A 21,056-nucleotide genomic window follows, 5' to 3' on the forward strand; every position below is an offset into this window, starting at 1 on the left:
TCGTCGCCACCCTGTGCTTCCACCAGCGCGCGGACCGGATGTCCGACCAAGCCCATCTCGAGCGAATGGCGGGGCACGCCAGCCGCGTCGGCAGCCTCGAGACCTACCGGGCGCGGGCCGACGGCAACGCCGATCTGTTCGAGGGCGTGAACATGACGCCCGCGAGCGGCGCCCGCCCGGAGATCTATCGCGGCCTCGGCAACACCCCCGACCTGCGTGACCGCCTGGCGGCGCCGGGAAACACCACCGCGCACTGTACCGATTGTCACAAAGCCCGCCGACACGGCCTGTTGCGATCCCCACAAGGGTCACGGGTCCAACCATTCGACAGACCAAAAAACAGACGGTTAGCGGGACCCTCCCAGTCAGGCACGCTGCTTGCTCATGCACGACAGAACCATTGAATCCGCGGGGCCCGACGCCCCGTCAGTCGTGGAGGCCAGACGATGGAGTCGAAGCAAGCGGGTCACGATCGAAAGACCCCCACCTCGGGTTGCGCTGCGGGGGGCTGCGGTGGCGGGAGCGCGCTCGACCGGCTCCCCGCCGCCACCCGCGAGCGGGTGCGCAACCATCCCTGTTTCTCGGAGGACGCCCATCAGCACTACGCGCGGATGCACGTGGCGGTGGCGCCGGCCTGCAACATCCAGTGCCACTACTGCAACCGCAAGTACGACTGTGCCAACGAGTCACGTCCCGGCGTGGTCTCCGAGCTGCTCGAACCGCAGCAGGCGGCGGACAAGGTGGCGGCGGTGGCCGCCCACATCCCCCAGCTCTCGGTGGTCGGCATCGCCGGTCCGGGCGATCCGCTGGCCAACCCCGAGCGCACCTTCGCGACCTTCCGACTGATCGCCGAGCGCACCCCGGACCTCAGGCTGTGCGTCTCGACCAACGGCCTGGCGCTGCCCGAGGCGGTCGACACCCTGTGTCGCTACAACATCGAGCACGTCACCATCACCATCAACTGTCTCGACCCCGACATCGGCGCCGAGATCTACCCCTGGGTGTTCTGGAACAACCGCCGCGTGCGCGGTCGCAAGGGCGCCGAGATCCTCATCGAGCAGCAGCAGCTCGGGCTCGAGCGGCTGGTCGAGCGCGGCATGCTGGTCAAGGTCAACTCGGTACTGATCCCCGGGGTCAACGACCAGCACCTCACCGAGGTCAGCCGCGCGGTCAAGGCCAAGGGGGCCTTCCTCCACAACCTGATGCCGCTGATCGCCGAGCCCGAGCACGGCACCTTCTACGGCCTGATGGGCCAGCGCGCGCCGCGCGCCAGCGAACTGCGCGCGCTGCAGACCGAGTGCGCCGGCGACATGGCGATCATGCGTCACTGCAAGCAGTGTCGCGCCGACGCCGTCGGCATGCTCGGTGAGGACCGCAGCGCCGAGTTCACGCTCGAGCGCATCGCCACCCTGGAGATCGACGACGCCGCCGCGCTGGCACGACGCACCGCCGCACGCGAGGCGATCGAGCAGCGGCGCCGGGGCGTCGCCCCGGCGCTGGTGCCGCTGTCCACGCTGAGCGCCTCCCGCCCCCGCCCCGCCACCCACGCGGCACGCATCGCGGTAGCCAGCAGCGACGGTCGACTGGTCGATCAGCACTTCGGTCATGCCGAGCGCTTCCTCGTCTACGAGGTCGACGAGCAGGGCGAACGGCTGCTCGACGAACGCCCACTCGCGCGCTACTGCAACGGCGCCGAGCACTGCGACGAGGACGACGACGCCCTGGCCCCGGCACTGGCCGCGCTCGCCGACTGCGCCATGGTGCTGTGCTCGCGCATCGGGCTCGCCCCCTGGGAGCGGCTCGAGACGGCAGGCATCCGTCCCAACGGCGAGCTGGCGATGCTGCCGATCGAGCAGGCGCTGCGCGCGGCCCACCGCGAACTCGCCGAGCGGGGCGCCCTGAGCATCGACGAACCCCAGCGCGCCACCCTCAGCGCCTAGCCACGGAGGTCCCCGAGATGGCCCTGAAGATCACCAGCGGATGCGTCAACTGCTGGGCCTGCGAGCCGCTCTGTCCGAGCGCGGCGATCGAGCCCGCCAGCCCACACTTTCGCATCGACCCAGCCGCCTGCAGCGAGTGCGCGGGCGAGTACGCCGACCCGCAGTGCGCGAGCATCTGCCCGATCGAGGGCGCGATCGTCGACGCCAGCGGCGCAGCGCTCAACCCACCGGGTTCGCTCACCGGCATCCCGCCGCGCCTGCTCGAGCAGACACGCGCGCGCATCCAGGCCCGCTGACCCGATCACCGGGTCCGGCAACAGGGACGCCCGCGGACCCGGCACCATCACCAGGAGACCGATGGAGGCGAGACCATGGCCACGCCCTGCCCCGAACGCACCCGCGAGATCCAGCGGATCTTCGTCCGGTTGATGACCCGGGCGATCGGCGCGGGCAACGACCACGCCTTCGCCTGCATGATCGCCAGCCGCGCCAGCGGTCTCGGCGCCCTGCCCCCCTGGCTCGGGCTCGCGCCCGAGGCGTTCAATGCGCTGATGGGCTATCACTTCCCCGGGGTCTCGCCCGAGGTGCTCTCCAGCCTCGAGGGGGTGGCACCCAACCCCGCGCGTGAGGACGAGCGCGCGGAGCTGGTCGCATTGCTCGGCGGCCAGCGCGCCGGGCACACCCACTCGGAGCTGTGGATGGCCGAGGTGGTTGCCGCCGGCTGCCTGGCGACCGATCATCTGTGGCAGGACCTCGGACTGTGGAACCGCCGCGCGCTGACCGCGCTGATGCGTCGCAACTTCCCGCGCCTGGCCATGGCCAACACCGGCGACATGAAGTGGAAACGCTTTCTCTACAAGCAACTGTGCGAACGCGAGGGCATCTATCTGTGCCGGGCACCATCATGCGAGGAGTGCGCCGACTACCATGTTTGTTTTGGACCTGAGGACTGAGCTCGCCGCCGGCGAGACCACCGCCAATACCATCCACGCCCGCGCCAGCGGTGCCTATCTGGGACTGGCCATCGGCGACGCCCTCGGCGCCACCGTGGAGTTCATGACCCCGACCGAGATCCGCACCCGTCACGGCGTCCACCGCGACCTGGTCGGCGGCGGCTGGCTCAGGCTGCGTCGCGGTCAGGTCACCGACGACACCGCGATGTCGCTGGCACTCGGCCAGGCACTGCTCGACCATGGCCGCGTCGAGGCCGCGCCCATCGCCGAGGCCTTCAGCGCATGGATGCGCACCAAGCCGGTCGACATCGGGCATACCGTGCGCCGGGGCATCTCGCGCTATCGCCGTACCGGCGCCACCGAGGTCCCGGAGAACACCTACGACGCCGGCAACGGCGCCTGCATGCGCACCCTGCCGATCGCGCTCTTCACCCTCGGCGCCGAGGCCGAGGCCGTCGCCGCGGCATGCCGCACCCAGGCCCATGTCACCCATCACAACCCGCTCTCGGACGCCGCCACCCTGACCGTGGTGCGCATGGTGCAGAGCGCCATCCTCGGCGCTACCCGCGAGCACCTGCGCGAGCTGGCCGAGGCACTGATCGCCGAGGAGCCGTGCTTCGCCTTCGATCGCGGCCGGGTCGAGAACCCGAGCGGCTATATCGTCGAGACGATGCGCGCGGTGCTGCAGGCGTTGTTCGCCACCGACGGCCTCGAGGCGGCGCTGATCGACGTGGTCAACCGTGGCGGCGATGCCGACACCACCGGCGCCATCCTCGGCATGATCGTCGGCGCGCTGCACGGTCCCGAGGCCATCCCGCGACGCTGGCTCGACGGACTCGAACACACCAGCGCCACGGCCTGCCGTGAACAGGCTCAGGCGCTGGTGCGTGCCTCGGCGCTGTGCCGAGGCCGCGCTCAGCCACGATAGAAGTCGAACAGCAGCACGAACACCGCGCTCGCCACCACCAGCCCGGTGAGCATCACCGGGATGCCCACGCGCAGCCAACCGAGCGGGGTGATGCGCGCCTCGGGGATGCCGCTGCGCTCGGACTCGGCCACGCAGATGACGTTGGCGGTGGCGCCGATGTGCGAGCCGTTGCCACCGAGCCCGACGCCGATCGCCAGCGCCCACCACAGCGGGGTGATGTTCACCCCCTGCTGCTCGAGCCCGAGCACGATCGGGATCATGGTGACGGTGAAGGGGATGTTGTCGACCACCGCGCTGAGCAGCGCCGCCACCCACATCAGCGCCAGACAGGTGAGCAGCAGCGTCTGCGGGTCCTGCGCCAGCCGCGCCAGCCGGAAACCGACCCAGTCGAGCAGCCCCGAGGCCTCGACCCCGCCGACGATCACGAACAACCCGGCGAAGAACACCAGCACCGACCACTCGAGCTTGCCGAACAGTGACTCCGGATCGGGGCGCAGCAGCACCAGTGCCAGCGCCACCGCGATGAAGGCGACATAGGCCGGGAACAGGTGCAGCCGGTGATGGACGAAGAACAGCACGATCGCCACCCCCAGCGCGATCAGCCCGCGTCGCAGCCGCAGCGGATGCTTGATCGCACGACGCTCGTCGAGATCGATCTGTGCCCCCGGGCCGCTCGGCGCCAGCTCGCGCCGGAACAGCAACAGGATCAGCACCACCGTGACCGCCCAGGAGACGACGACCAGCGGCGCCATGTGCACCAGGAAGCGGGTGAACTCGATGCCGCCGGCGCTGCCGATCATGATGTTGGGCGGGTCGCCGACCAGGGTCGCCGCACCGCCGATGTTCGAGAGCATCGCCTCGGCCATCAGGAAGGGCAGCGGATTGAGCGAGAGGATGCGGGTGATCAGCACCGTCAACGGCGCGAAGATCAACACCGTGGTGACATTGTCGAGGAACATGCTGATCAGGCTCACCGCCAGCGCCAGATAGACCAGCAGCAGCCGCGGGTTGCCGCGCGACCACTTGGCGATGCGGATGGCCAGATAGTCGAAACCGCCGGTGGGCCGCAGCAGCACCACCAGCATCATCATCCCGGCGAGCAGGAACAGGGTGTTGGCGTCGATCGCCATCACCGCCTCGGCCTGGCCGTAGAAGCCGCCGATCATCCCCACCCCGATCATCACCACCGCGCCGATGAGCGCCGCGCTGGTACGGTGGATCACCTCGCCGAAGATCAACACATAGGCGGCGATCATGGTCAGCCCCGCGGCCGCCATCTGGCCGCTGAACTGGGGTGCCATCGCAAGCTCGTTCACGCGCCCTCCTCGTCTCTGGCCAGCATGCAGCCGACGACCGCCATCCGGGTCACCACGCCGCGGTACTCGCCGGCGTCGACCAGGAACAGATAGGAGCTGTTGTAGCGCTCCATGATCGCCAGCCCCTTGATCAGCGGCGAGCCGGCGCTGATCGTCGCCCGGCTCTCGAGCACGTAGCCGCTCGCCTCCTCGGCGAGGATGGCGCGACGCCGCGCCTCGGGCAGGTCGACGTTATCGATGTTGTCGCCCAGATAGTCCGCAGCGCCGACCAGGAAGTCGGGAATGCAGGTGTGTTTGACGATATGACGCAGCGACACCCGGCCACAGATCCGCCCCTCGGCATCGGCATAGGGCAGCCCGCCGACGTTGCAGCGCACGCACTCGCGAAATACCTCGCGCAGGGTCATGCCGGACCTGACCACCAGGGTCGGGACGGCAAGTTCGATCAGCTTCATGGAGATTCAGCCTTCCGCTTCGAGTGACCCCGGATCGCGCGTCGATCCGGGGCTGGACGCGCCCCGCAGGCCCAGGAGCAGGGTCCGTGTCGCGGGGCGCCGCGGCACGAACCGCGCGGCGGAGGCAGGGACGGGGTTGGGCTCACGCCCGTGTCAGCGCCGTGGCGACACCGCCCGTCACCGCAGGTCGTGAGCGGACCCGCCCGTGGCGCCGGGAGCGGCGCCGGGACAGGAGAGGTCGGGGTCGGCTCGGATCGCGCGATCGCGCATGCGGGTCGAGATGTCGCGCGATCAGTCTAGCACCCGAGCGCGCCCGCCGTCGCACAGGCCTCGTCATCGAAATAGGCCAACCCCTCGAGCAGCTCATCCACCCCGGCCTCGACGATGGTGATGCCCTGACGCGCGCAGAAGCGGCGCGCCCTGGGGGTGGGATCGGGGATCAGCGCCCAGCCCGCGGGCGAGGCGGCGGCGTGGATCAGCTCGGTGACCAGCATCCGCTCGGTGTCGCGATCGAGGTTGAGTCCCAGCAGCAGATAGCGCAGCCCGCGCCGACGGGCCTTGACGAACGCGGGGATGGCAAAGCCGCCCATCAGCTCGGTGAGATAGTCGACGAAATCGGCGTCCGAGGCGATATAGGTCGATCCCGGCTCGGGGCTGCCGAGCGGCTTGAACAATACCGGCAACGCCGGATCGACCGCATCCTGATCGACCTCGCGATACCCCGAGCCGTCGTGGACATGGATGCGGAAGCGGTAGTCCGTCCCCCCCACCCGGGCGATGCCGCGCACCAGCACGTGCGGGCGCTCGGCATAGAGGTGCTGGAGCTGGAGATCGCGATTGAGATCGATGACATAGCCGGGAGCGGTCCCGGCCAGCCAGGCGTGCAGCGGTGCCTGCGTCCATGGCCGCCCCGCGTAGGTGGCATCGAGGAAGCGCTGCACCGCGCCGCGCCCGCGCTTGAGCTCGACGTTCATCGCCGCGCGCGAGAACTCCCACATCAGCCGCCGCGACATCGGCCGCCCGCCGTTGAGCGCGAGGATCAGCGAATCGCTGTCGGCCGGGATCGGCTCGCCGCATTCGCGATCGACCACCCCGGCGAGCGCGCCGGGTCCCAGACAGGGCACCAGCTCGCCCCGCGCAAGGGCATCAACGAGAGATTCCAACAGGCTCGACATCCGGACCTCCGTGGCTGCGACGCTGTATTCAGGTGCAAACCATTGCAAACTCCGGACCATGGCAGGCCAGACACCCGCGATCGGCGCCGGAGCGCTGGCGGCGGGCGTGATCGCCACCCCGCCACGCCCGCCCGGCGACGTCCGTGATCCGACGAACCCCGACACAGCGTCGCAAACCCCACAGCCCTCGCTGGCTGGCACGCGCCGGTTTCGGCTAGCATGCCTCGATCGCCCGACAGCCCTGGACAGCCCGACCGATGACGCCCTCCCCATCCGCCCTCGCCGACCTGCTCGCCGAGCGTCTCGCCGCCACCGCCGACCTGCTCGAGCGCACCCGCGCCGATCGCGCACTGCTCGAGGGCTGCGTGCGCGCGGCGACGCGCACCGCCGAGGCGATCGCCGCCGGCGGCACCCTGTTCATCTGCGGCAACGGCGGCAGCGCCGGCGAGGCCACCCATCTCAGCGGCGAGCTGATCGGCCCCTTCGCCGACAAGACCCGCCCGGCGCTGCCGGCGATCGCGCTCGGCTTCGACCCCAGCGCCGCCACCGCGGTGGCCAACGACTTCTCCTTCGACGAGGTCTTCGCCCGCCAGCTCGCCGGACTCGCCCGGCCCGGCGACGTGCTCTGGGCGCTGACCACCAGCGGGCGCTCGCCGAATGTGCTGCGCGCCCTCGAGGTCGCCGCCGAGCGTGGGCTCTACGGCGTACTGCTCACCGGCGCGCTGCCCGCCGAGGCCGCCCCGCGCGGCGCCGATCAGGTGCTCGCGGTACCCTCGACCGAGACCCCGCGGGTGCAGGAGCTGCACCTGATGCTCGGTCACTTCCTCTGCGAGGCGGTCGAGGCGCTCGCCGCCAGCAGCTCCAGGGCATAGAGCCAGGGCCAGCGCTTGCCGGTGACATAGAGCAGGTCCTGCTCGGGGGCATAGGCGATGCCGTTGAGCACGTCGGTCCCGGGGGGACGTTGCGCGCGCGGCCACAGCATGCTCAGGTCCAGGGTCGCGGTCACCGCCCCGCTGGCGGGGTCGATGCGCACCAACCGGTCGCTGCGCCAGACATTGGCCCAGACCCCCGTCGGGGTGTACTCCAGCTCGTTGAGCCAGCGCAGCGCACGCCCCCGCTCGCGCACCAGCACGCGGCGCCGGATCACGCGCCGCTCGGGATCCATGAAGCTCAGATAGGCGCTGCCGTCGCTGATGATCCAGTCGCGCCCGTCATGGGTGATGCCCCAGCCCTCGCCGGGGAGGGTGAAGCGATCGACCGGGGTGAGGGTCGCGCGGTCGTAGATCAGCCCGACCCGGGCGCGCCAGGTGAGCTGCACGATCCGATCCTCCCAGGGGGTGATGCCCTCGCCGAAGAGGCGCTCGGGCAGGTCGTGACGCTGCAGCACCCGGCCAGTGGCGAGCGCCACCCGGCGCAGCGACGAGCCGCCATACTCGCCGGTGCCCTCGAACAGCGCGCCGTCGGCGAAAGCCAGCCCCTGGGTGAAGGCCCCGGGGTCGTGGGCGAAGCGCGCCACCACCCGATAGTCGAGCGCGGCGACGGCGCCCCCGTCACCCGAGTCCGCGGCATCACAGCCCGTCACCACCAGGACGAGCAGCAGCCACCCGATCCTCGCCCCTTGCATCATCGTCACCATGCTCGTCCGGCCATGTCCGGGAGCATGCCCCGCTCGGCGGCCGTCCGGCTAGTCGCCGTCACCGAGACGCTGGTAGTCGCTGCGCGAGCCGGTCAGGTCCCAGGCGAAGGTACAGTCGAGATGCGAGAGCACCGCGATCAAGCCGGGTTCGCCGTCCTCGAGCATCACCTGCAGCGGCGCGCGGCGTGCGAACTGACGACTGGCGCGGCGCACCCAATGGCGACGCATCTCCGGGCTGCGCGGGAAGCTGGTGCGCAGCGCCGCCTCGATGCGCAGCAGATAGTCGGCGCGACGGGCGGTCTCGGGATGATCGGACAGCGGTACACGCCCCAGCTGGCGAGGTCGGACCCCGGCGGGCAGTTGCAGCAGGGCGGAGATCTCGGCCGTCCCCAGCTTCCAGGAGCCGAGCAGAGCGATGAGATCGCGGGTCTGGTCGAGGCGGGGGTCGGGCATCGGCATCTCCATCGGAGCGGCGGTGGATGGGCGAGGCGTTGACGAGACGTGTCTCAGCGGGGAACCGTCCAGCGGACATCATGGATCCGAAAGATGGCGATCGTGCACGACCAAGACAAGGATGCCCCTCGACCTCGATGGATCGATGTTCAGTTAGCCGTCACTCTTCTTACGTCTTCTCGTCACTCGCTCGCAACCTCGCGTCCGGATTGGGCATTTCCGCATTCGTCGAACTTGTGGATAACTTTGTGCACAAAACTGGCGCAACCGCCGCCGATTCTCACTCAATCACTCTCTACCCCTTGCTCCAAGGGCCCCGGGGAAATAAAAATAATCCAATCAAATCAAAAATATAAAATCAAAAAAAAACACTTCCTCGCACCATCACCCTGAGTGTCCTGGGCTATCGCAAGCGGGGGTTGACAGATGTGAACAACCCACGAAAACGCCCAATCACCCCATCTCCACGCCGCCTCGCGACACCCACCGGAGAACCCGGTCGAGATGACGACGGACGAACGAGACGATCGGCGAACATCGATCTGCCACGGCCCTGATGCCGAATCGTCAGCACGCAGACAACCGGCCCGGACTTGGAACTCGCGGTCACGATCCGTATATCGTTAAATCGGTATCCCCACTGCCCTCGCCCGAGTCCGCCCGCCGGCGCCCGACACGGCGCCCGGCGATCCATCCACGCCATTCGGACAGGACGCGCACCAGCATGACAGCGAACGCCCCTCTCGAGCCCTTGCGCGCCCACGTCAGCGCGCGCATCGTCGGCCAGCACGCCTTCGTCGACAGCATGCTGATCTGTCTGCTCAGCGACGGCCACCTGCTGGTCGAAGGCATGCCCGGGTTGGCCAAGACCTCGGCGGTCAAGGCGCTCGCCGAGGGGCTCGAGGGCGACTTCCACCGCATCCAGTTCACCCCCGACCTGCTGCCCTCGGACCTGATCGGCACCGACATCTATCGCCACGAGCGCGGCGAGTTCGAGTTCCGTCAGGGACCGCTGTTCCACAACGTGCTGCTCGCCGACGAGATCAACCGCGCCCCGGCCAAGGTGCAGTCGGCGCTGCTCGAGGCGATGGCCGAGCGCCAGATCACCGTCGGCCAGCGCACCTATCCGCTGCCCGGGCTGTTCATGGTGCTGGCGACCCAGAACCCGGTCGAGCAGGAGGGCACCTATCACCTCCCCGAGGCCCAGCTCGACCGTTTTCTGATGCAGGCGGTGGTCGACTACCCCAGCCGCGACGAGGAGCTTGCCATCCTCGCCCTCGACCAGCGCCGCCACACCGAACCCAGCCCACCGCCAGACCAGCTGCTCAGTCAGGCCGAGCTGCAGCACGCCCGCGCCGAGGTCGCCGCGCTGCACCTCGACCCCAGGCTCGAGGGCTATGTCGTCGATCTGGTACAGGCCAGCCGCGACCCCGGTCGCTATCACCCCGACCTGGCGCGCTGGTGCCGCTTCGGCGCCTCGCCACGGGCGAGCATCGCCCTGGCCCGCTGTGCCCGCGCCCGCGCCTGGCTCGACGGCGAGCGCTTCGTCGCCCCGCACCACATCCAGGCGGTGGCCCCGGAGATCCTCCGTCACCGCCTCTTGCTCAGCTTCGAGGCCGAGGCCGAGGGGGTGACCACCGACACCCTGATCGAGCGCCTGCTGGCCCTGGTCGCCATCCCCTGAGCGCCGCCATGCAGCAGCCCGGCGTCCGCCTCGACGACCTGCTCGAACTGCGTCACCAGGCCCGCGCCCTGGGCCTGCCCGCGCACCACCTGGTCAACTCGCCCTTCGCCGGACTCTACGCCTCGGTGTTCCGGGGCGCCGGCATCCACTTCGAGGAGGTGCGCGAGTACCGTGCCGGCGACGACATCCGTTACATGGACTGGAAGGTCACCGCGCGCACCGACACCCCGCATCTCAAGCTGTTTCGCGAGGAGCGCGAGCGCGCCGTGCTGCTCTGCGTCGAGCGTGGCGCGCACCTCGAGTTCGGCACCCGCAACACCTTCAAGTCGGTGCAGGCGGCGCGCGCCGCAGCGCTGATCGGCTGGGCCGCGAGCCGACTCCACGACCGCGTCGGCGGACTGGTGTTCGGCACCCCGGCGCCGCAAATGCTGCGCCCGGCACGGGGTCGACGCGCGCTCTGGCAGCTGCTGCGCACGCTCGCCGCGCCGCTCGACCCCGGGTCGCCGACCACGCCGGTGATCGAGACCCTGCGCCGCGCCGCCGCCGGACTGCCGCCGGGCTCGCTGCTGTTCCTGATCGCCGATCTCGACCGCGACCGACCGGGGTTCGAGACCCTGCTCGGCGAGCTGCGTCAGCGCCACACCCTGGTGCTGCTCGCGCTCGACGACCCGGCCGATCGCGAGATCCCGGCGATGGGCCGGGTCGGCTTCGTCGGCCCCGACGGGAGCCGCCACCTGCTCGACACCGATGACCCCGCCGCCCGCAACGCCTATCGCGCGGCCTGGGAGGCGCGACGCGCACGACTGCGCGCCAACGCCCACCGACTCGGACTGATCCTGATCCCGATCGCCACCGACAGCGAGATCCATCTGGCGCTGATCCACGGGCTGGCGCGTCACGCCCGGTCGAGGGCACACCGATGATCGAGCACGGCGGACTGCGCGACATCCACGACATCGACGCCGTCCCCTGGTGGCCGCCGGCCCCCGGCTGGTGGCTGCTCGCGCTCGCCCTCGGGCTCGGCGGTTGGCTGCTGTGGCGCGGGCGCGCGCCGCTCGGTCGCGCGCTCGTCCGGCTCGCGCGCAGCCACAGCGGCTGGCGTGTCGACGCCCGCAGACGACTGCACGCGCTGGCGCGCCGCGAGCGCGACGGCGAGGACCCGGCACGCCTGCTCGCCGAGTTCTCCGAACTGCTGCGCCGCATCGCCATCGCCCGCTGCGGGCGCGACGGCGTCGCCGGGCGCTGCGGCGAGGCCTGGCTGGAATGGCTCGAACGCGCCGACCCGGCGGGCTTCCCCTGGCGCGAGCACGGCCAGGCGCTGATCGGCGCACGCTATGCCCCACCCGGACAGACCCCCATGCCATCACTCGCGCCACTGATCGCGGCGACCCAGTCCTGGACCCGGGCCGCGCCCTACCGGGAGGCCGGCGATGCTTGAGTTCCACTGGCCCTGGGCCGCGCTCGCACTGCCGCTGCCCTGGCTGCTGCCACGGCTGCTGCGGCGCCGGATCGGATCCAGCCCGACGCCACCGCGATCGACCACCCCGGGACTGCGCCACCCCCACCCCGAGCGCTTGCGCGCGGTCTTCGCCGCAGGCGGCGACGGCACCGGCGGCGAGGCGCGCCTCGACCGGCTGCTGTGGCTGCTGCTGTGGCTGGCACTGGTCGCCGCGCTCACCCGCCCGCAGTGGCTCACCCCGCACACCGAGATCAGCACCCCGGGCTACGACCTGATGCTCGCTGTCGACGCCTCGCACTCGATGGCCGCGCTCGACCTCGGCGACGGGCGCCAGCTCGATCGCATGCAGGTGGTGCGCACGGTGATGGATCGTTTCGTCGCCGGGCGCAGCGGCGACCGCGTGGGGTTGATCCTGTTCGGCGCCCAGGCCTTCGTGCTCGCGCCGCTGACCCTCGACCGCACCGCGGTACGCCAGCAGCTCGCCGACCTGGTCCCCGGGATCGCGGGCGCGGCCACCGCGCTGGGCGACGCCATCGCACTCGGCACGCTCAAGCTGCGCGAGCGTCCCGCCGGCTCGCGTGTGCTGCTGCTGATTGCCGACGGCGACAACAACGCCGGCGGCTTCGACCCGCGCGAGGCGGCGCGACTGGCCGCGCACTACGGCATCCGCATCCATGTCATCGGCGTCGGCAGCCAGCAGCAGCGCATCCCGATCCGCGAGGAGGGACAGATCCGCTATCGCGACGACCTCACCATGGACGAGGAGACGCTGCGCGCGATCGCCGCCCTCACCGGCGGCGATTATTTCCGCGCCACCGACGGCGACGCCCTGGCGCGCATCTCGGCGCAGATCGACGGGCTCGAGAAGACCGCGAGCGAGGCGCGCACCCTCTACCTGCCCCAGCCGCTCTACCGCTGGCCGCTGCTGCTCGCGCTGGCGGCCCTGCTCGCGCTGGGGATCCGGGATCGCGGGGTGGCATCATGAGCGTCGGCGGACCGCACCTGGCCGAACCGCTGTGGCTGCTCGGGCTGCTGGCGATCCCGGCGCTGTGGTGGTGGCGCCGCCGCCGCGCGCCGCTGGCAGGCGCGCCGACGGCGTTGCGCGCCTATGCCGACGCCCATCTGCTGCCGCACCTGCTGGTCGCGCCGTCGAGGCCGGGACGACGGGGCCACCCACTGCGCCGCTGGACGCTGCTCTGGGCCCTGCTGGTGCTCACCCTCGCCGGGCCGCGCTGGGGCTATCAGGAGGTGCGGCTGTTCCACCCCGGCAATCACCTGCTGGTGCTGCTCGACGTGTCGCGCTCGATGCGCTGCACCGATCTCGCCCCCGACCGGCTCGGGCGCGCCCGTCAGGAACTCGAGGACCTGATCCGCGCCAATCGCCATCACCGTCTCGGGCTGATCGCCTTCGCCTCGGTCCCGCACGTGCTCGCCCCGATCACCGAGGACAGCGCCACCCTGCTCTCGCGCCTGCCCGTGCTCGCCACCGACCTGGCCAGCCCCCAGCTCCAGGGCAGCAACCTCGAGGGCGCACTCGAACGTGCCGCACAGCTGCTCGACCCGCTGCCGGCCGATGGCGCGCGCGCCATCCTGCTGATCTCCGACGGCGACTTCGCCACCCCGCTGCCGCTCGAGCAGGTACGCGCGCTCGCCGCGCGCGGCATCCGTCTGCACGTCCTCGGCGTCGGCACCGAGCAGGGTGCGCTGGTGCCCGCGCCCCAGGGCGGCTGGGTGCGCGACCCCATGGACCCGACCCGTCAACCGGTGCGCTCGACGCTCGAACCCGAACGGCTCGAGGCGCTCGCCGTGGCCGGCGACGGGCGCTACCGCGAAGCGATCCACGGCGAGGCCGACACCCGCGCACTGCTCGACGCCAGTGCCGAGCGGGCGCGATCCGCCGCGGCCGGTGACGAACGGACGCGAATCTGGAACGAGCGCTTCTGGATCCCCCTGATCGTCCTCGCGCTGCTGGTACTGGCCGAGTTCCGCCATCCCTGGCGGCGTCCAGGGGGTGGGTCTTGAGCAGGCGCACGATACTCGCGCTGCTGCTCGGTCTCGGCACCGCAGCGGGCGCCGCCGACTGGTTCGAGAACCGTGCCCAGCGCGCCTATGGCGACTATCTCGCCGGCGACTACGCCACCGCCGCCGAGGGCTTCAGCGATCCCTACCGACGCGGTGTCGCGCTCTATCGCGCCGAGCGCTACCAGGAGGCCGAACGCGCCTTCACCGAGGCCGCCGAGACCGGCGAGCACGGCAGCGCGGCGCACTACAACCAGGGCAACGCCCGCTTCCAGCTCGGCGACTACGCCGGCGCCGCCACCGCCTACGGCGAGGCGCTGCGGCTCGATCCGGAGGACGCCGACGCCGCGCACAACCTCGCCCTCACCCGCGCCCTGCTCGCCCGGCTCGAACCCGAGGAGGAGGAAGAGGACGAGAACCAGGAACAGCAGGAACAGCAGGAACAGCAGGAACAGCAGGAACAGCAGGAACAGCAGGAACAGCAGGAACAGCAGGAACAGCAGGAGGAGTCTGAAGCATCGGAGCAGTCGGAGCAGTCGGAGCAGTCGGAGCAGTCGGAGCAGTCGGAGCAGTCGGAGCAGTCGGAGCAGTCGGAGCAGTCGGAGCAGTCGGAGCAGTCGGAGCAGTCGGAGCAGTCGGAGCAGTCGGAGCAGTCGGAGCAGTCGGAGCAGTCGGAGCAGTCGGAGCAGTCGGAGCAGTCGGAGCAGTCGGAGCAGTCTGGTCAGGGTGATCGATCGGAGGATGCGGGTCGAGCCGAATCGACGACGGCGGGCAACGGGGAGGACGACGGCGAGAGCGGGGCGGCCGACGGGACCGGCGATGGTGCGGACGACGGCGACCGCGAGCACACCGGTCGCGCCGACGAGACCGAGACCGAGACCGAGACCGAGACCGAGACCGAGACCGAGACCGAGACCGAGACCGACCAGGGTGACACGGACGACGCGACACCGGAGACGGGCCGCGAGGACGGTGACGGCGGCGACCAGGGTCCGACCACCCCGGGCACGGCCCCCGCGGACGCGCGAGACCGGGGCAGCGCGGGCGAGCAGGCGCCCGACCGAGGCGCGGGCGAGCAGGGCGAGACCGGCGAGCGCGCCGCACAACCGGGCGAGGGCCAGCGGCGCGGCCCGGACGGCGCGCAGCCGGGGCTCGATCTGCCGGGGAGCGGACCGGACGAGACGGCCCCCGGCGAGGACGCCCCCCCAGCGGAGACCGGCGACCTGCCCGGGCCGCTCGACCCCGACGCCACCCTGGAGCAACGACTCGAGCGCCTCCAGGGCGACCCGGCGCTGCTGATCCGCAACCAGTTCCGGCTCGAGGAGCTGCGCCGGCTGCGCGAACAACCGCTGCGCTATCGGGAGACCCGCCCATGGTGAGGTCGATCGCCCCACTCACCGCCCTCGCCCTGCTCTGGTGCGCTCAGGCCGGCGCCCAGTTCCAGCCGCCCTGGCCGCCACCCTGGCAGGCCGGCCAACGCCCTGCCTGGCCCACCCAGCCACCGACCACCAGCCGTGCCCCCGACTACCGGCTCAGCTGGTCGATCGAGACCTCGAGTCCCTATGTCCATCAGCCGGTGCTGCTGCGGCTGCGCCTGAGCGGCGATGAACAACCGACCCGGATCGGGCTCGAGCCGCCACGCCCCGGGACCGTGCTGCTGCGCCGACTCCACACCGAGCCGCCCAGACGCGCGGGCGACGGCACCACCATCAACACCCTGGTGTTCGCCCTGCTGCCGCTGCGCCCGGGGCGGCTCGACGCCGGCCCCCTGCGGCTCAGCGGCAGCCATGCCGGCGACACCTTCGAGGTCGGCAGCGAGCGCCCGCTCAGGCTGCGGGTCCGCCCGCCGGCGCCCGGTATCGAGCCCTGGCTACCGGCGCGCGCACTGACCCTCACCTCCAGCCTGACACCCGAGGGTCCGGTGGCCCCGGGCGAGCCGCTGAGACTGCGGCTCGAACTCTCGGCGACCGGCACCAGCGGCGAGCAGCTCCCCGTGCTCGCCGACCAGCTCGCCGGGGTCGACGGCATCCGCGTCTATCGCGAGCGCGCACAGGTCGACACCCGTCTCTCGCCCGATGGACGACAGCTCCTCGCCACCCGCATCGAGACCCATACCCTGGTGGCGCAGCACGCCGGTCGGCTGCTGCTCCCCGAGATCCGGGTGGCCTGGTGGGACATCGCGCGCGAGCGCGGCGAGCTGGCGCGCACCCCGCTACGCACCCTGCAGGTGACGAACGGCGCGCCGCCCTCCCGGCCCGCGATCCACTGGCACCCGGCATGGATGGCGGTGAGCGCGGTGCTGCTGGTGCTCGCCGGCTATTGGTGGGCGGTGCTCACCCGCCCCCCAGCTGGACGCTTGACGGGCGCGCTCGAGCGCGTGCGTCTGCGCATCCTCGGCCTCGGCGAGAGGCTATGGGCGGGATTGTGGGCCGGTCTGCCCGGCGGCTGGCGGTTGCGCCTGGGGCTGCTGCGCGCGCGCACCGCCACCACCCCGGAGACCTGGCTGGCACGGCTCGCCCCGGCGCTGCCCGATGGCGGACGGCGCGGTCGACCCGAGGTGGTCGCGGCGCTGCTCGCCACCGCGCCCGGCGCCGATCGCACCGCACTGACGCGGCTGGTGGCGCGACTGGAGGCGGCGCGCTACGGCGCCCAGCGGGTGGTGTTCAGTCGCTGGCAGCGCGCGCTCGCGCGCCGGCTCGCCAGCGGACGACGCGCACACCGCCCGGCTCGCCCGAGGCGGCGCGGCGGGCTGCCGCCGCTCAACCCGCCCGATTGAGGCGTCGACCCAGCCCCTGGCTCAGCCCGGCGAGCAGGATCCAGTACATCAGCCAGTCGTGACGCACCATGCGGTAGTTGGTCAACTCCCACAGCAGCAGATAGCACCAGAGCGCGATCAGCAGTGCGCGCAGCAGGCGATCACCGGCGCAACCGCGCCAGGAGGCGGTCAGCAACGCCAGGGTGAGCAGGGCGCAGCAGAACAGACCGGCGACGCCGAACTGCACCAGCACCTCGAGATAGGTATTGTGCAGATGGCGCAGTGCCACCCCGGCGCCATCGCGCACCCCGGGGTCGCCGCTGAGGTCCATCAACCACTGACTGAGCCCCGGCCCCCAGCCGAACCAGGGATGTTCGAGCCACAGCGAGAGCCCGACCAGTTGAGCGCTCCAGCGCTGGCCGAGCGAGGAGGCGGCGGTGCCCTCGCGCGCGCCGCTGATCCAGGCCAGGTCCTCGCGCATGCGCCACAGCAGATCGTCGGCCTGGAAGGCGACCAGCACCAGCACCACTGCGGCGAGCACGGCGATCCACAGCGCGCGGCGCAGCACCCGACCATCGAGCCGGGCGCGCGCCGGGGCGGCGAGCACCAGACCGAGCAGCAGCGCCGGCAGCCAGGCGACCCAGCTGCCGCGCGACTGGCTCTGCAGGAAACCGAGGGCGAACAGGCCCAGCAACAGCCCCCAGGCCAGGATCAGCGACCAACGGGGAAACGCTCGGGCGGCACGCGCGAGCAGGCGCTCGCGCATCAGCATCAGCCCGAGCAGGGCCGAGCCGGTATAGAGTCCGGTGGCGATGGCGGTGAAGCCGTACTGGTCGCGCTCACCGAGGAAGGCGCCCGGATCGCTCGCCAGCAGCCCCCAGTCGAGCCGCCACAGCATCCCCAGGGCGAGACCGGCGAGGGCCAGCCCGAGCAGGCGCAGGGCGCGTGGGCGCTCCCCGGCGAGGAAGTGGGCGAAGGGGATGAACAGCAGCAGCTTGCACCAGTCGAGCGCACTCTCCCACAGCAGCCCGTGTGGCACCGACGGGTCGAGCGCGGCGACGGCGGCGCGCGCCACCACCAGCAGACAGAGCGCCACCACCGCCAGGGACGCGGGCGACCAGTGCCAGGGGGCTCGGGGCGCGGGCGGCGCAAGCACGAAGGCCAACGCCAGCCCGGCCATCGCGATCGAGGCGAGCGCGGTGGAGAGGAAGGCACTGGCGGCGAGCAGATAGAGCATCGCCACCCCGGCGCGCTCGGCCAGCGCGCGCGTGGCGATCGGTGTCGGATTGGGCATCGCGTCGGTTCCGGCTAGGGACGGGATCGGCGTCGCCGGCGGGGGTCGGGCGGCGACAAGCGCTCGGCGGCCAAGCATAGCAGGAATCCGGCCAACCCCGGAGCCGATGATGAAAACAGCACTCGCGCAGCGTTCGAGCGATGGTATGCTTGATCGCTGCGATCCGATCAACGCCTCGCATTCTCAATACTCATCATGAACCTGACACTCGTCGTCCTCGTCCCCTTTCTGGGGGCCGCTCTGACCGGGTGGGTCTCTCGTTACGGACGTTTGCGCTCGGCCTGGATGGCCGGGGCGGTAACCGCCCTGGCGCTGGCCTGCCTGCTGCCGAGCCTGCCGGTGCCCTTTGCCGGCGAGACCCTGATTCAACGCCTGCCCTGGATGCCGGGGCTGGGGCTCGACCTGGTATTCCGTCTCGACGGTCTCGGGCTGCTGTTCGCCCTGATGATCCTCGGCATGGGCCTGCTGGTCATCCTCTATGCCCGCTACTATCTCGACGCGGACGACTGCATGGGGCGCTTCTACGCCTATCTGCTGCTGTTCATGGGCTCGATGCTCGGCATCGTGCTGGCCGAGAACCTGATCCTGCTGCTGATGTTCTGGGAGCTGACCAGCCTCTCCTCGTTCCTGCTGATCAGCTATTGGCGCCATCGCCAGGACGCCCGCCAGGGCGCGCGCATGGCGCTCACCGTCACCGGTCTCGGCGGTCTGGCACTGCTCGGTGGCTTCCTGCTGCTCGGCGAGATCGCCGGCAGCTACGAGCTCTCGGTGATCCTCGCCTCGGGTGAAGCGATCCGCGCCCACCCGCTCTACACCCCGATGCTGGTGCTGGTGCTGCTCGGCGCCTTCACCAAGTCGGCGCAGTTCCCCTTCCATTTCTGGCTGCCGCGGGCAATGGCCGCGCCGACCCCGGTGTCGGCCTATCTGCACTCGGCGACCATGGTCAAGGCGGGCATCTTCCTGCTCGCGCGGTTGTTCCCGGCGCTCTCGGGCACGCCGCTGTGGAGCGCGCTGGTGATCGGCGCCGGGCTCACCACCCTGCTGATCGGCGCCGGGATCGCGCTGTTCAAGCACGATCTCAAGGGGCTGCTGGCCTACTCGACGGTCAGCCACCTCGGTCTGATCACCCTGCTGTTCGGCATCGGCACCCCGCTGGCGGCGGTCGCCGGTGTCTTCCACATCATCAACCACGCCACCTTCAAGGCCTCGCTGTTCATGGCCGCCGGCATCATCGATCACGAGTGCGGCACCCGTGACATGCGCCGGATCAACGGGCTGTGGCGCTTCATGCCCTATACCGCCACCCTGGCGATGGTGGCCTCGGCGTCGATGGCCGGGGTGCCGCTGTTCAACGGCTTCCTCTCCAAGGAGATGTTCTTCGCCGAGGCGGCCAACTTCTTCGACCAGAGCGCCTGGAGCTGGGTGCTGCCGGTGACCGTGGTGCTCGCCAGCGCGCTGGCGGTGGCCTATTCGCTGCGCTTCATCCACGACGTCTTCTTCAACGGCGAACCGCATGACCTGCCGCGCACCCCGCACGAGCCACCGCACTGGATGAAGGTGCCGGTGGAGATCCTGGTGGCGATCTGTCTGCTGGTCGGCATCCTCCCGACACTCACCGTCGAACCCTTGCTCGCAATCGCCGCCGACAGCGTGCTGCAGTCCAACTCACCGGCCCATGACCTGGCGATCTGGCACGGCTTCAACTCGGCCTTTGCGATGAGTGTGATCGCGCTGCTCGGTGGCCTGCTGATCTATGCCGCGCGCCGGCCGTTGTTCATGGTCGCCGCTCGTCACGAGGGCCTGATCGATGCCGGGGTGCTGTTCGGATGGACCCAGCGCACGGTGATCGCCGCGGCGCGCGCCGTCACCGCCGCGCTCGACACCGGCTCGCTGCAACGCATGGTGGCGCTGCTGCTGATCAGCGCGCTCAGCCTCGGCGCCGTCGGCATGCTCGGCGTCACCGCCCCGCTCACCGGACCGGCGACCCTGGTCCCGGCCGACGGCATCAGCCTGATCGTCGCCCTCGGACTCGGCGCCGGGGCGATCGCCACCACCGCGCTGCACCGGCAGCGTTTCACCGCGCTGATCGTGATCGGGGTGCTGGGGCTGCTGGTTGCGCTGATCTTCGCCAAGTTCTCGGCCCCGGACCTCGCCCTCACCCAGCTCTCGGTCGAGGTGGTGACCATCGTGCTGCTGTTGCTGGCGCTCTACTTCCTGCCCCAGCACACCCCGGCCGAGTCCTCGCGGGTGCGTCGGATTCGCGATCTCGCGCTCGCCGCGATCGCCGGTCTCGGCACCGCGGCGCTCGCCTGGGGCATCCTCACCCGTCCCGGCGAGACCATCTCCGGATACTTCCTGGAGCACAGCGTGCCAGGCGGTGGCGGCAGCAACGTGGTCAACGTCATCCTGGTCGACTTCCGCGGCTTCGACACCCTCGGCGAGATCACCGTGCTGGCGCTCGCCGGGCTCGGCATCTACGCCATGCTCAAGGGGCTGCGCCTGCCCGGAATGACGCTCGATCCCCATGGCCGCCCCTGGAACTGGGACCTGCACCCGAGCATCATGGCCGCGCTCACCCGGCTGCTGCTGCCGCTGGCGCTGCTGGTCTCGGCGTTCATCTTCCTGCGCGGTCACAACCAGCCCGGCGGCGGCTTCATCGCCGGACTGATCACCGCCGTGGCGCTGATCATGCAGTACCTGACCAATGGCGTGGAGTGGACCCACCGCCGGCTCAACGGCAACATGCATCCGCTGATCGCCGCCGGCCTGCTGGTGGGCACCCTCACCGGCATGGCAAGCTTCGTCTTCGGCTATCCCTTCCTCACCTCGACCTTCAGCCATGTGCACTGGCCGCTGGTCGGCGACTTCGAGCTGGCCTCGGCGATGGCCTTCGACCTCGGCGTCTATCTGGTGGTGGTCGGCTCGACCCTGCTGATCCTGATCCATCTCGGGCTGATGCGCAGCGCCGCCGCCCAGGAGCGAGACTGAC

The 21,056-nt window shown here is 70.8% G+C and carries 20 protein-coding genes; 14 read left to right on the plus strand and 6 right to left on the minus strand.

Features of this window, described 5'->3' with window-relative positions; translation table 11 throughout:
- Window positions 1-38: 38 nt before the first annotated feature.
- The 5 genes from EDC29_RS01115 (at window position 39) to draG (ending at window position 3,821) form a co-directional block, all read left to right on the plus strand.
- Window positions 39-404 carry a hypothetical protein gene (locus EDC29_RS01115; RefSeq protein ID WP_132228214.1) on the plus strand — a complete coding sequence of 122 codons (366 nt, stop codon included), beginning with the start codon at window positions 39-41 and terminating at the stop codon, window positions 402-404.
- A 42-nt stretch (window positions 405-446) separates the two neighbouring features.
- On the plus strand, window positions 447-1,940 hold the full coding sequence (gene nifB, locus EDC29_RS01120) for a nitrogenase cofactor biosynthesis protein NifB (RefSeq protein ID WP_123142159.1): 1,494 nt from the start codon (window positions 447-449) through the stop codon (window positions 1,938-1,940).
- A gap of 17 nt (window positions 1,941-1,957) precedes the next feature.
- Entirely contained in the window at window positions 1,958-2,236 is a 279-nt protein-coding gene (locus tag EDC29_RS01125; protein WP_123142160.1) for a 4Fe-4S dicluster domain-containing protein, read from the plus strand.
- A 75-nt stretch (window positions 2,237-2,311) separates the two neighbouring features.
- Window positions 2,312-2,893 carry a nitrogen fixation protein NifQ gene (locus tag EDC29_RS01130; protein ID WP_132228217.1) on the plus strand — a complete coding sequence of 194 codons (582 nt, stop codon included), beginning with the start codon at window positions 2,312-2,314 and terminating at the stop codon, window positions 2,891-2,893.
- The gene (gene draG, locus EDC29_RS01135; protein WP_123139145.1) at window positions 2,868-3,821 is read left to right on the plus strand and encodes an ADP-ribosyl-[dinitrogen reductase] hydrolase; all 954 of its coding nucleotides are present in this window, start codon (window positions 2,868-2,870) and stop codon (window positions 3,819-3,821) included. Before EDC29_RS01130 ends, draG begins: the two co-directional genes overlap by 26 nt.
- Here draG and EDC29_RS01140 read toward each other — a convergent pair.
- From EDC29_RS01140 to EDC29_RS01150, 3 genes are all read right to left on the minus strand, one after another.
- Complete coding sequence (locus tag EDC29_RS01140) at window positions 3,809-5,137, minus strand: ArsB/NhaD family transporter (protein WP_132228219.1); 1,329 nt, start codon at window positions 5,135-5,137, stop codon at window positions 3,809-3,811. The genes draG and EDC29_RS01140 overlap by 13 nt on opposite strands.
- Window positions 5,134-5,592, minus strand: a complete 459-nt coding sequence (locus EDC29_RS01145) for a CBS domain-containing protein (protein ID WP_123139143.1) — start codon at window positions 5,590-5,592, stop codon at window positions 5,134-5,136. Before EDC29_RS01145 ends, EDC29_RS01140 begins: the two co-directional genes overlap by 4 nt.
- Window positions 5,593-5,888: 296 nt before the next feature.
- Window positions 5,889-6,767 (minus strand): SIR2 family protein, encoded by an 879-nt coding sequence (locus EDC29_RS01150; RefSeq protein WP_132228221.1) that lies wholly within the window; start codon window positions 6,765-6,767, stop codon window positions 5,889-5,891.
- A gap of 257 nt (window positions 6,768-7,024) precedes the next feature.
- Between EDC29_RS01150 and EDC29_RS01155 the strand changes: the two genes are divergently transcribed.
- The gene (locus EDC29_RS01155; RefSeq protein WP_132228223.1) at window positions 7,025-7,639 is read left to right on the plus strand and encodes a D-sedoheptulose-7-phosphate isomerase; all 615 of its coding nucleotides are present in this window, start codon (window positions 7,025-7,027) and stop codon (window positions 7,637-7,639) included.
- Here EDC29_RS01155 and EDC29_RS01160 read toward each other — a convergent pair.
- Both EDC29_RS01160 and EDC29_RS01165 read right to left on the minus strand, forming a co-directional pair.
- A complete protein-coding gene (locus EDC29_RS01160; protein ID WP_242465913.1) occupies window positions 7,585-8,394 on the minus strand; it encodes a glutaminyl-peptide cyclotransferase in 810 nt (269 codons plus the stop codon). The two genes, EDC29_RS01155 and EDC29_RS01160, sit on opposite strands and share 55 nt — an antisense overlap.
- A gap of 57 nt (window positions 8,395-8,451) precedes the next feature.
- Window positions 8,452-8,856: an antitoxin Xre/MbcA/ParS toxin-binding domain-containing protein gene (locus tag EDC29_RS01165; protein ID WP_132228227.1), complete on the minus strand. Its 405-nt coding sequence runs from the start codon at window positions 8,854-8,856 to the stop codon at window positions 8,452-8,454.
- A 724-nt stretch (window positions 8,857-9,580) separates the two neighbouring features.
- Between EDC29_RS01165 and EDC29_RS01170 the strand changes: the two genes are divergently transcribed.
- From EDC29_RS01170 to EDC29_RS01210, 7 genes are read left to right on the plus strand one after another with little or no spacing between them, the layout of a single operon-like run.
- Window positions 9,581-10,540 carry an AAA family ATPase gene (locus EDC29_RS01170; RefSeq protein WP_123142164.1) on the plus strand — a complete coding sequence of 320 codons (960 nt, stop codon included), beginning with the start codon at window positions 9,581-9,583 and terminating at the stop codon, window positions 10,538-10,540.
- 8 nt (window positions 10,541-10,548) lie between these two features.
- Window positions 10,549-11,463 (plus strand): DUF58 domain-containing protein, encoded by a 915-nt coding sequence (locus EDC29_RS01175; RefSeq protein ID WP_132228229.1) that lies wholly within the window; start codon window positions 10,549-10,551, stop codon window positions 11,461-11,463.
- Window positions 11,460-11,978: a DUF4381 domain-containing protein gene (locus tag EDC29_RS01180; RefSeq protein ID WP_123139137.1), complete on the plus strand. Its 519-nt coding sequence runs from the start codon at window positions 11,460-11,462 to the stop codon at window positions 11,976-11,978. Before EDC29_RS01175 ends, EDC29_RS01180 begins: the two co-directional genes overlap by 4 nt.
- Complete coding sequence (locus EDC29_RS01185; RefSeq protein ID WP_123142166.1) at window positions 11,971-12,984, plus strand: VWA domain-containing protein; 1,014 nt, start codon at window positions 11,971-11,973, stop codon at window positions 12,982-12,984. The genes EDC29_RS01180 and EDC29_RS01185 overlap by 8 nt, the downstream gene beginning before the upstream one ends.
- Entirely contained in the window at window positions 12,981-14,021 is a 1,041-nt protein-coding gene (locus EDC29_RS01190) for a vWA domain-containing protein (RefSeq protein WP_132228231.1), read from the plus strand. The genes EDC29_RS01185 and EDC29_RS01190 overlap by 4 nt, the downstream gene beginning before the upstream one ends.
- Window positions 14,018-15,397, plus strand: a complete 1,380-nt coding sequence (locus EDC29_RS17360) for a tetratricopeptide repeat protein (protein WP_207906544.1) — start codon at window positions 14,018-14,020, stop codon at window positions 15,395-15,397. Before EDC29_RS01190 ends, EDC29_RS17360 begins: the two co-directional genes overlap by 4 nt.
- Window positions 15,391-16,794: a BatD family protein gene (locus EDC29_RS01210; RefSeq protein ID WP_132228233.1), complete on the plus strand. Its 1,404-nt coding sequence runs from the start codon at window positions 15,391-15,393 to the stop codon at window positions 16,792-16,794. Before EDC29_RS17360 ends, EDC29_RS01210 begins: the two co-directional genes overlap by 7 nt.
- On the opposite strand, the gene EDC29_RS01215 is transcribed toward EDC29_RS01210, so the two are convergent.
- Window positions 16,778-18,067 (minus strand): O-antigen ligase family protein, encoded by a 1,290-nt coding sequence (locus EDC29_RS01215; RefSeq protein WP_165913404.1) that lies wholly within the window; start codon window positions 18,065-18,067, stop codon window positions 16,778-16,780. The two genes, EDC29_RS01210 and EDC29_RS01215, sit on opposite strands and share 17 nt — an antisense overlap.
- Window positions 18,068-18,262: 195 nt before the next feature.
- On the opposite strand from EDC29_RS01215, the gene EDC29_RS01220 reads away from it, so the two are divergent.
- Window positions 18,263-21,055: a monovalent cation/H+ antiporter subunit A gene (locus tag EDC29_RS01220; protein WP_123142171.1), complete on the plus strand. Its 2,793-nt coding sequence runs from the start codon at window positions 18,263-18,265 to the stop codon at window positions 21,053-21,055.
- Window position 21,056: the final 1 nt, after the last annotated feature.

It is taken from the genome of Marichromatium gracile (assembly GCF_004343155.1).
GTDB lineage: Bacteria > Pseudomonadota > Gammaproteobacteria > Chromatiales > Chromatiaceae > Marichromatium > Marichromatium gracile.

Excerpts from the sequence above, each read along its gene's own strand:
- EDC29_RS01115 (WP_132228214.1), top strand. The coding sequence starts at position 39 with ATGTCCGACCAAGCCCATCTCGAGCGAATGGCGGGGCACGCCAGCCGC.
- nifB (WP_123142159.1), top strand. The coding sequence starts at position 447 with ATGGAGTCGAAGCAAGCGGGTCACGATCGAAAGACCCCCACCTCGGGT.
- EDC29_RS01125 (WP_123142160.1), top strand. The coding sequence starts at position 1,958 with ATGGCCCTGAAGATCACCAGCGGATGCGTCAACTGCTGGGCCTGCGAG.
- EDC29_RS01130 (WP_132228217.1), top strand. The coding sequence starts at position 2,312 with ATGGCCACGCCCTGCCCCGAACGCACCCGCGAGATCCAGCGGATCTTC.
- draG (WP_123139145.1), top strand. The coding sequence starts at position 2,868 with ATGTTTGTTTTGGACCTGAGGACTGAGCTCGCCGCCGGCGAGACCACC.
- EDC29_RS01145 (WP_123139143.1), bottom strand. The coding sequence starts at position 5,592 with ATGAAGCTGATCGAACTTGCCGTCCCGACCCTGGTGGTCAGGTCCGGC.
- EDC29_RS01150 (WP_132228221.1), bottom strand. The coding sequence starts at position 6,767 with ATGTCGAGCCTGTTGGAATCTCTCGTTGATGCCCTTGCGCGGGGCGAG.
- EDC29_RS01155 (WP_132228223.1), top strand. The coding sequence starts at position 7,025 with ATGACGCCCTCCCCATCCGCCCTCGCCGACCTGCTCGCCGAGCGTCTC.
- EDC29_RS01160 (WP_242465913.1), bottom strand. The coding sequence starts at position 8,394 with ATGATGCAAGGGGCGAGGATCGGGTGGCTGCTGCTCGTCCTGGTGGTG.
- EDC29_RS01165 (WP_132228227.1), bottom strand. The coding sequence starts at position 8,856 with ATGCCCGACCCCCGCCTCGACCAGACCCGCGATCTCATCGCTCTGCTC.
- EDC29_RS01170 (WP_123142164.1), top strand. The coding sequence starts at position 9,581 with ATGACAGCGAACGCCCCTCTCGAGCCCTTGCGCGCCCACGTCAGCGCG.
- EDC29_RS01175 (WP_132228229.1), top strand. The coding sequence starts at position 10,549 with ATGCAGCAGCCCGGCGTCCGCCTCGACGACCTGCTCGAACTGCGTCAC.
- EDC29_RS01180 (WP_123139137.1), top strand. The coding sequence starts at position 11,460 with ATGATCGAGCACGGCGGACTGCGCGACATCCACGACATCGACGCCGTC.
- EDC29_RS01185 (WP_123142166.1), top strand. The coding sequence starts at position 11,971 with ATGCTTGAGTTCCACTGGCCCTGGGCCGCGCTCGCACTGCCGCTGCCC.
- EDC29_RS01190 (WP_132228231.1), top strand. The coding sequence starts at position 12,981 with ATGAGCGTCGGCGGACCGCACCTGGCCGAACCGCTGTGGCTGCTCGGG.
- EDC29_RS01210 (WP_132228233.1), top strand. The coding sequence starts at position 15,391 with ATGGTGAGGTCGATCGCCCCACTCACCGCCCTCGCCCTGCTCTGGTGC.
- EDC29_RS01215 (WP_165913404.1), bottom strand. The coding sequence starts at position 18,067 with ATGCCCAATCCGACACCGATCGCCACGCGCGCGCTGGCCGAGCGCGCC.
- EDC29_RS01220 (WP_123142171.1), top strand. The coding sequence starts at position 18,263 with ATGAACCTGACACTCGTCGTCCTCGTCCCCTTTCTGGGGGCCGCTCTG.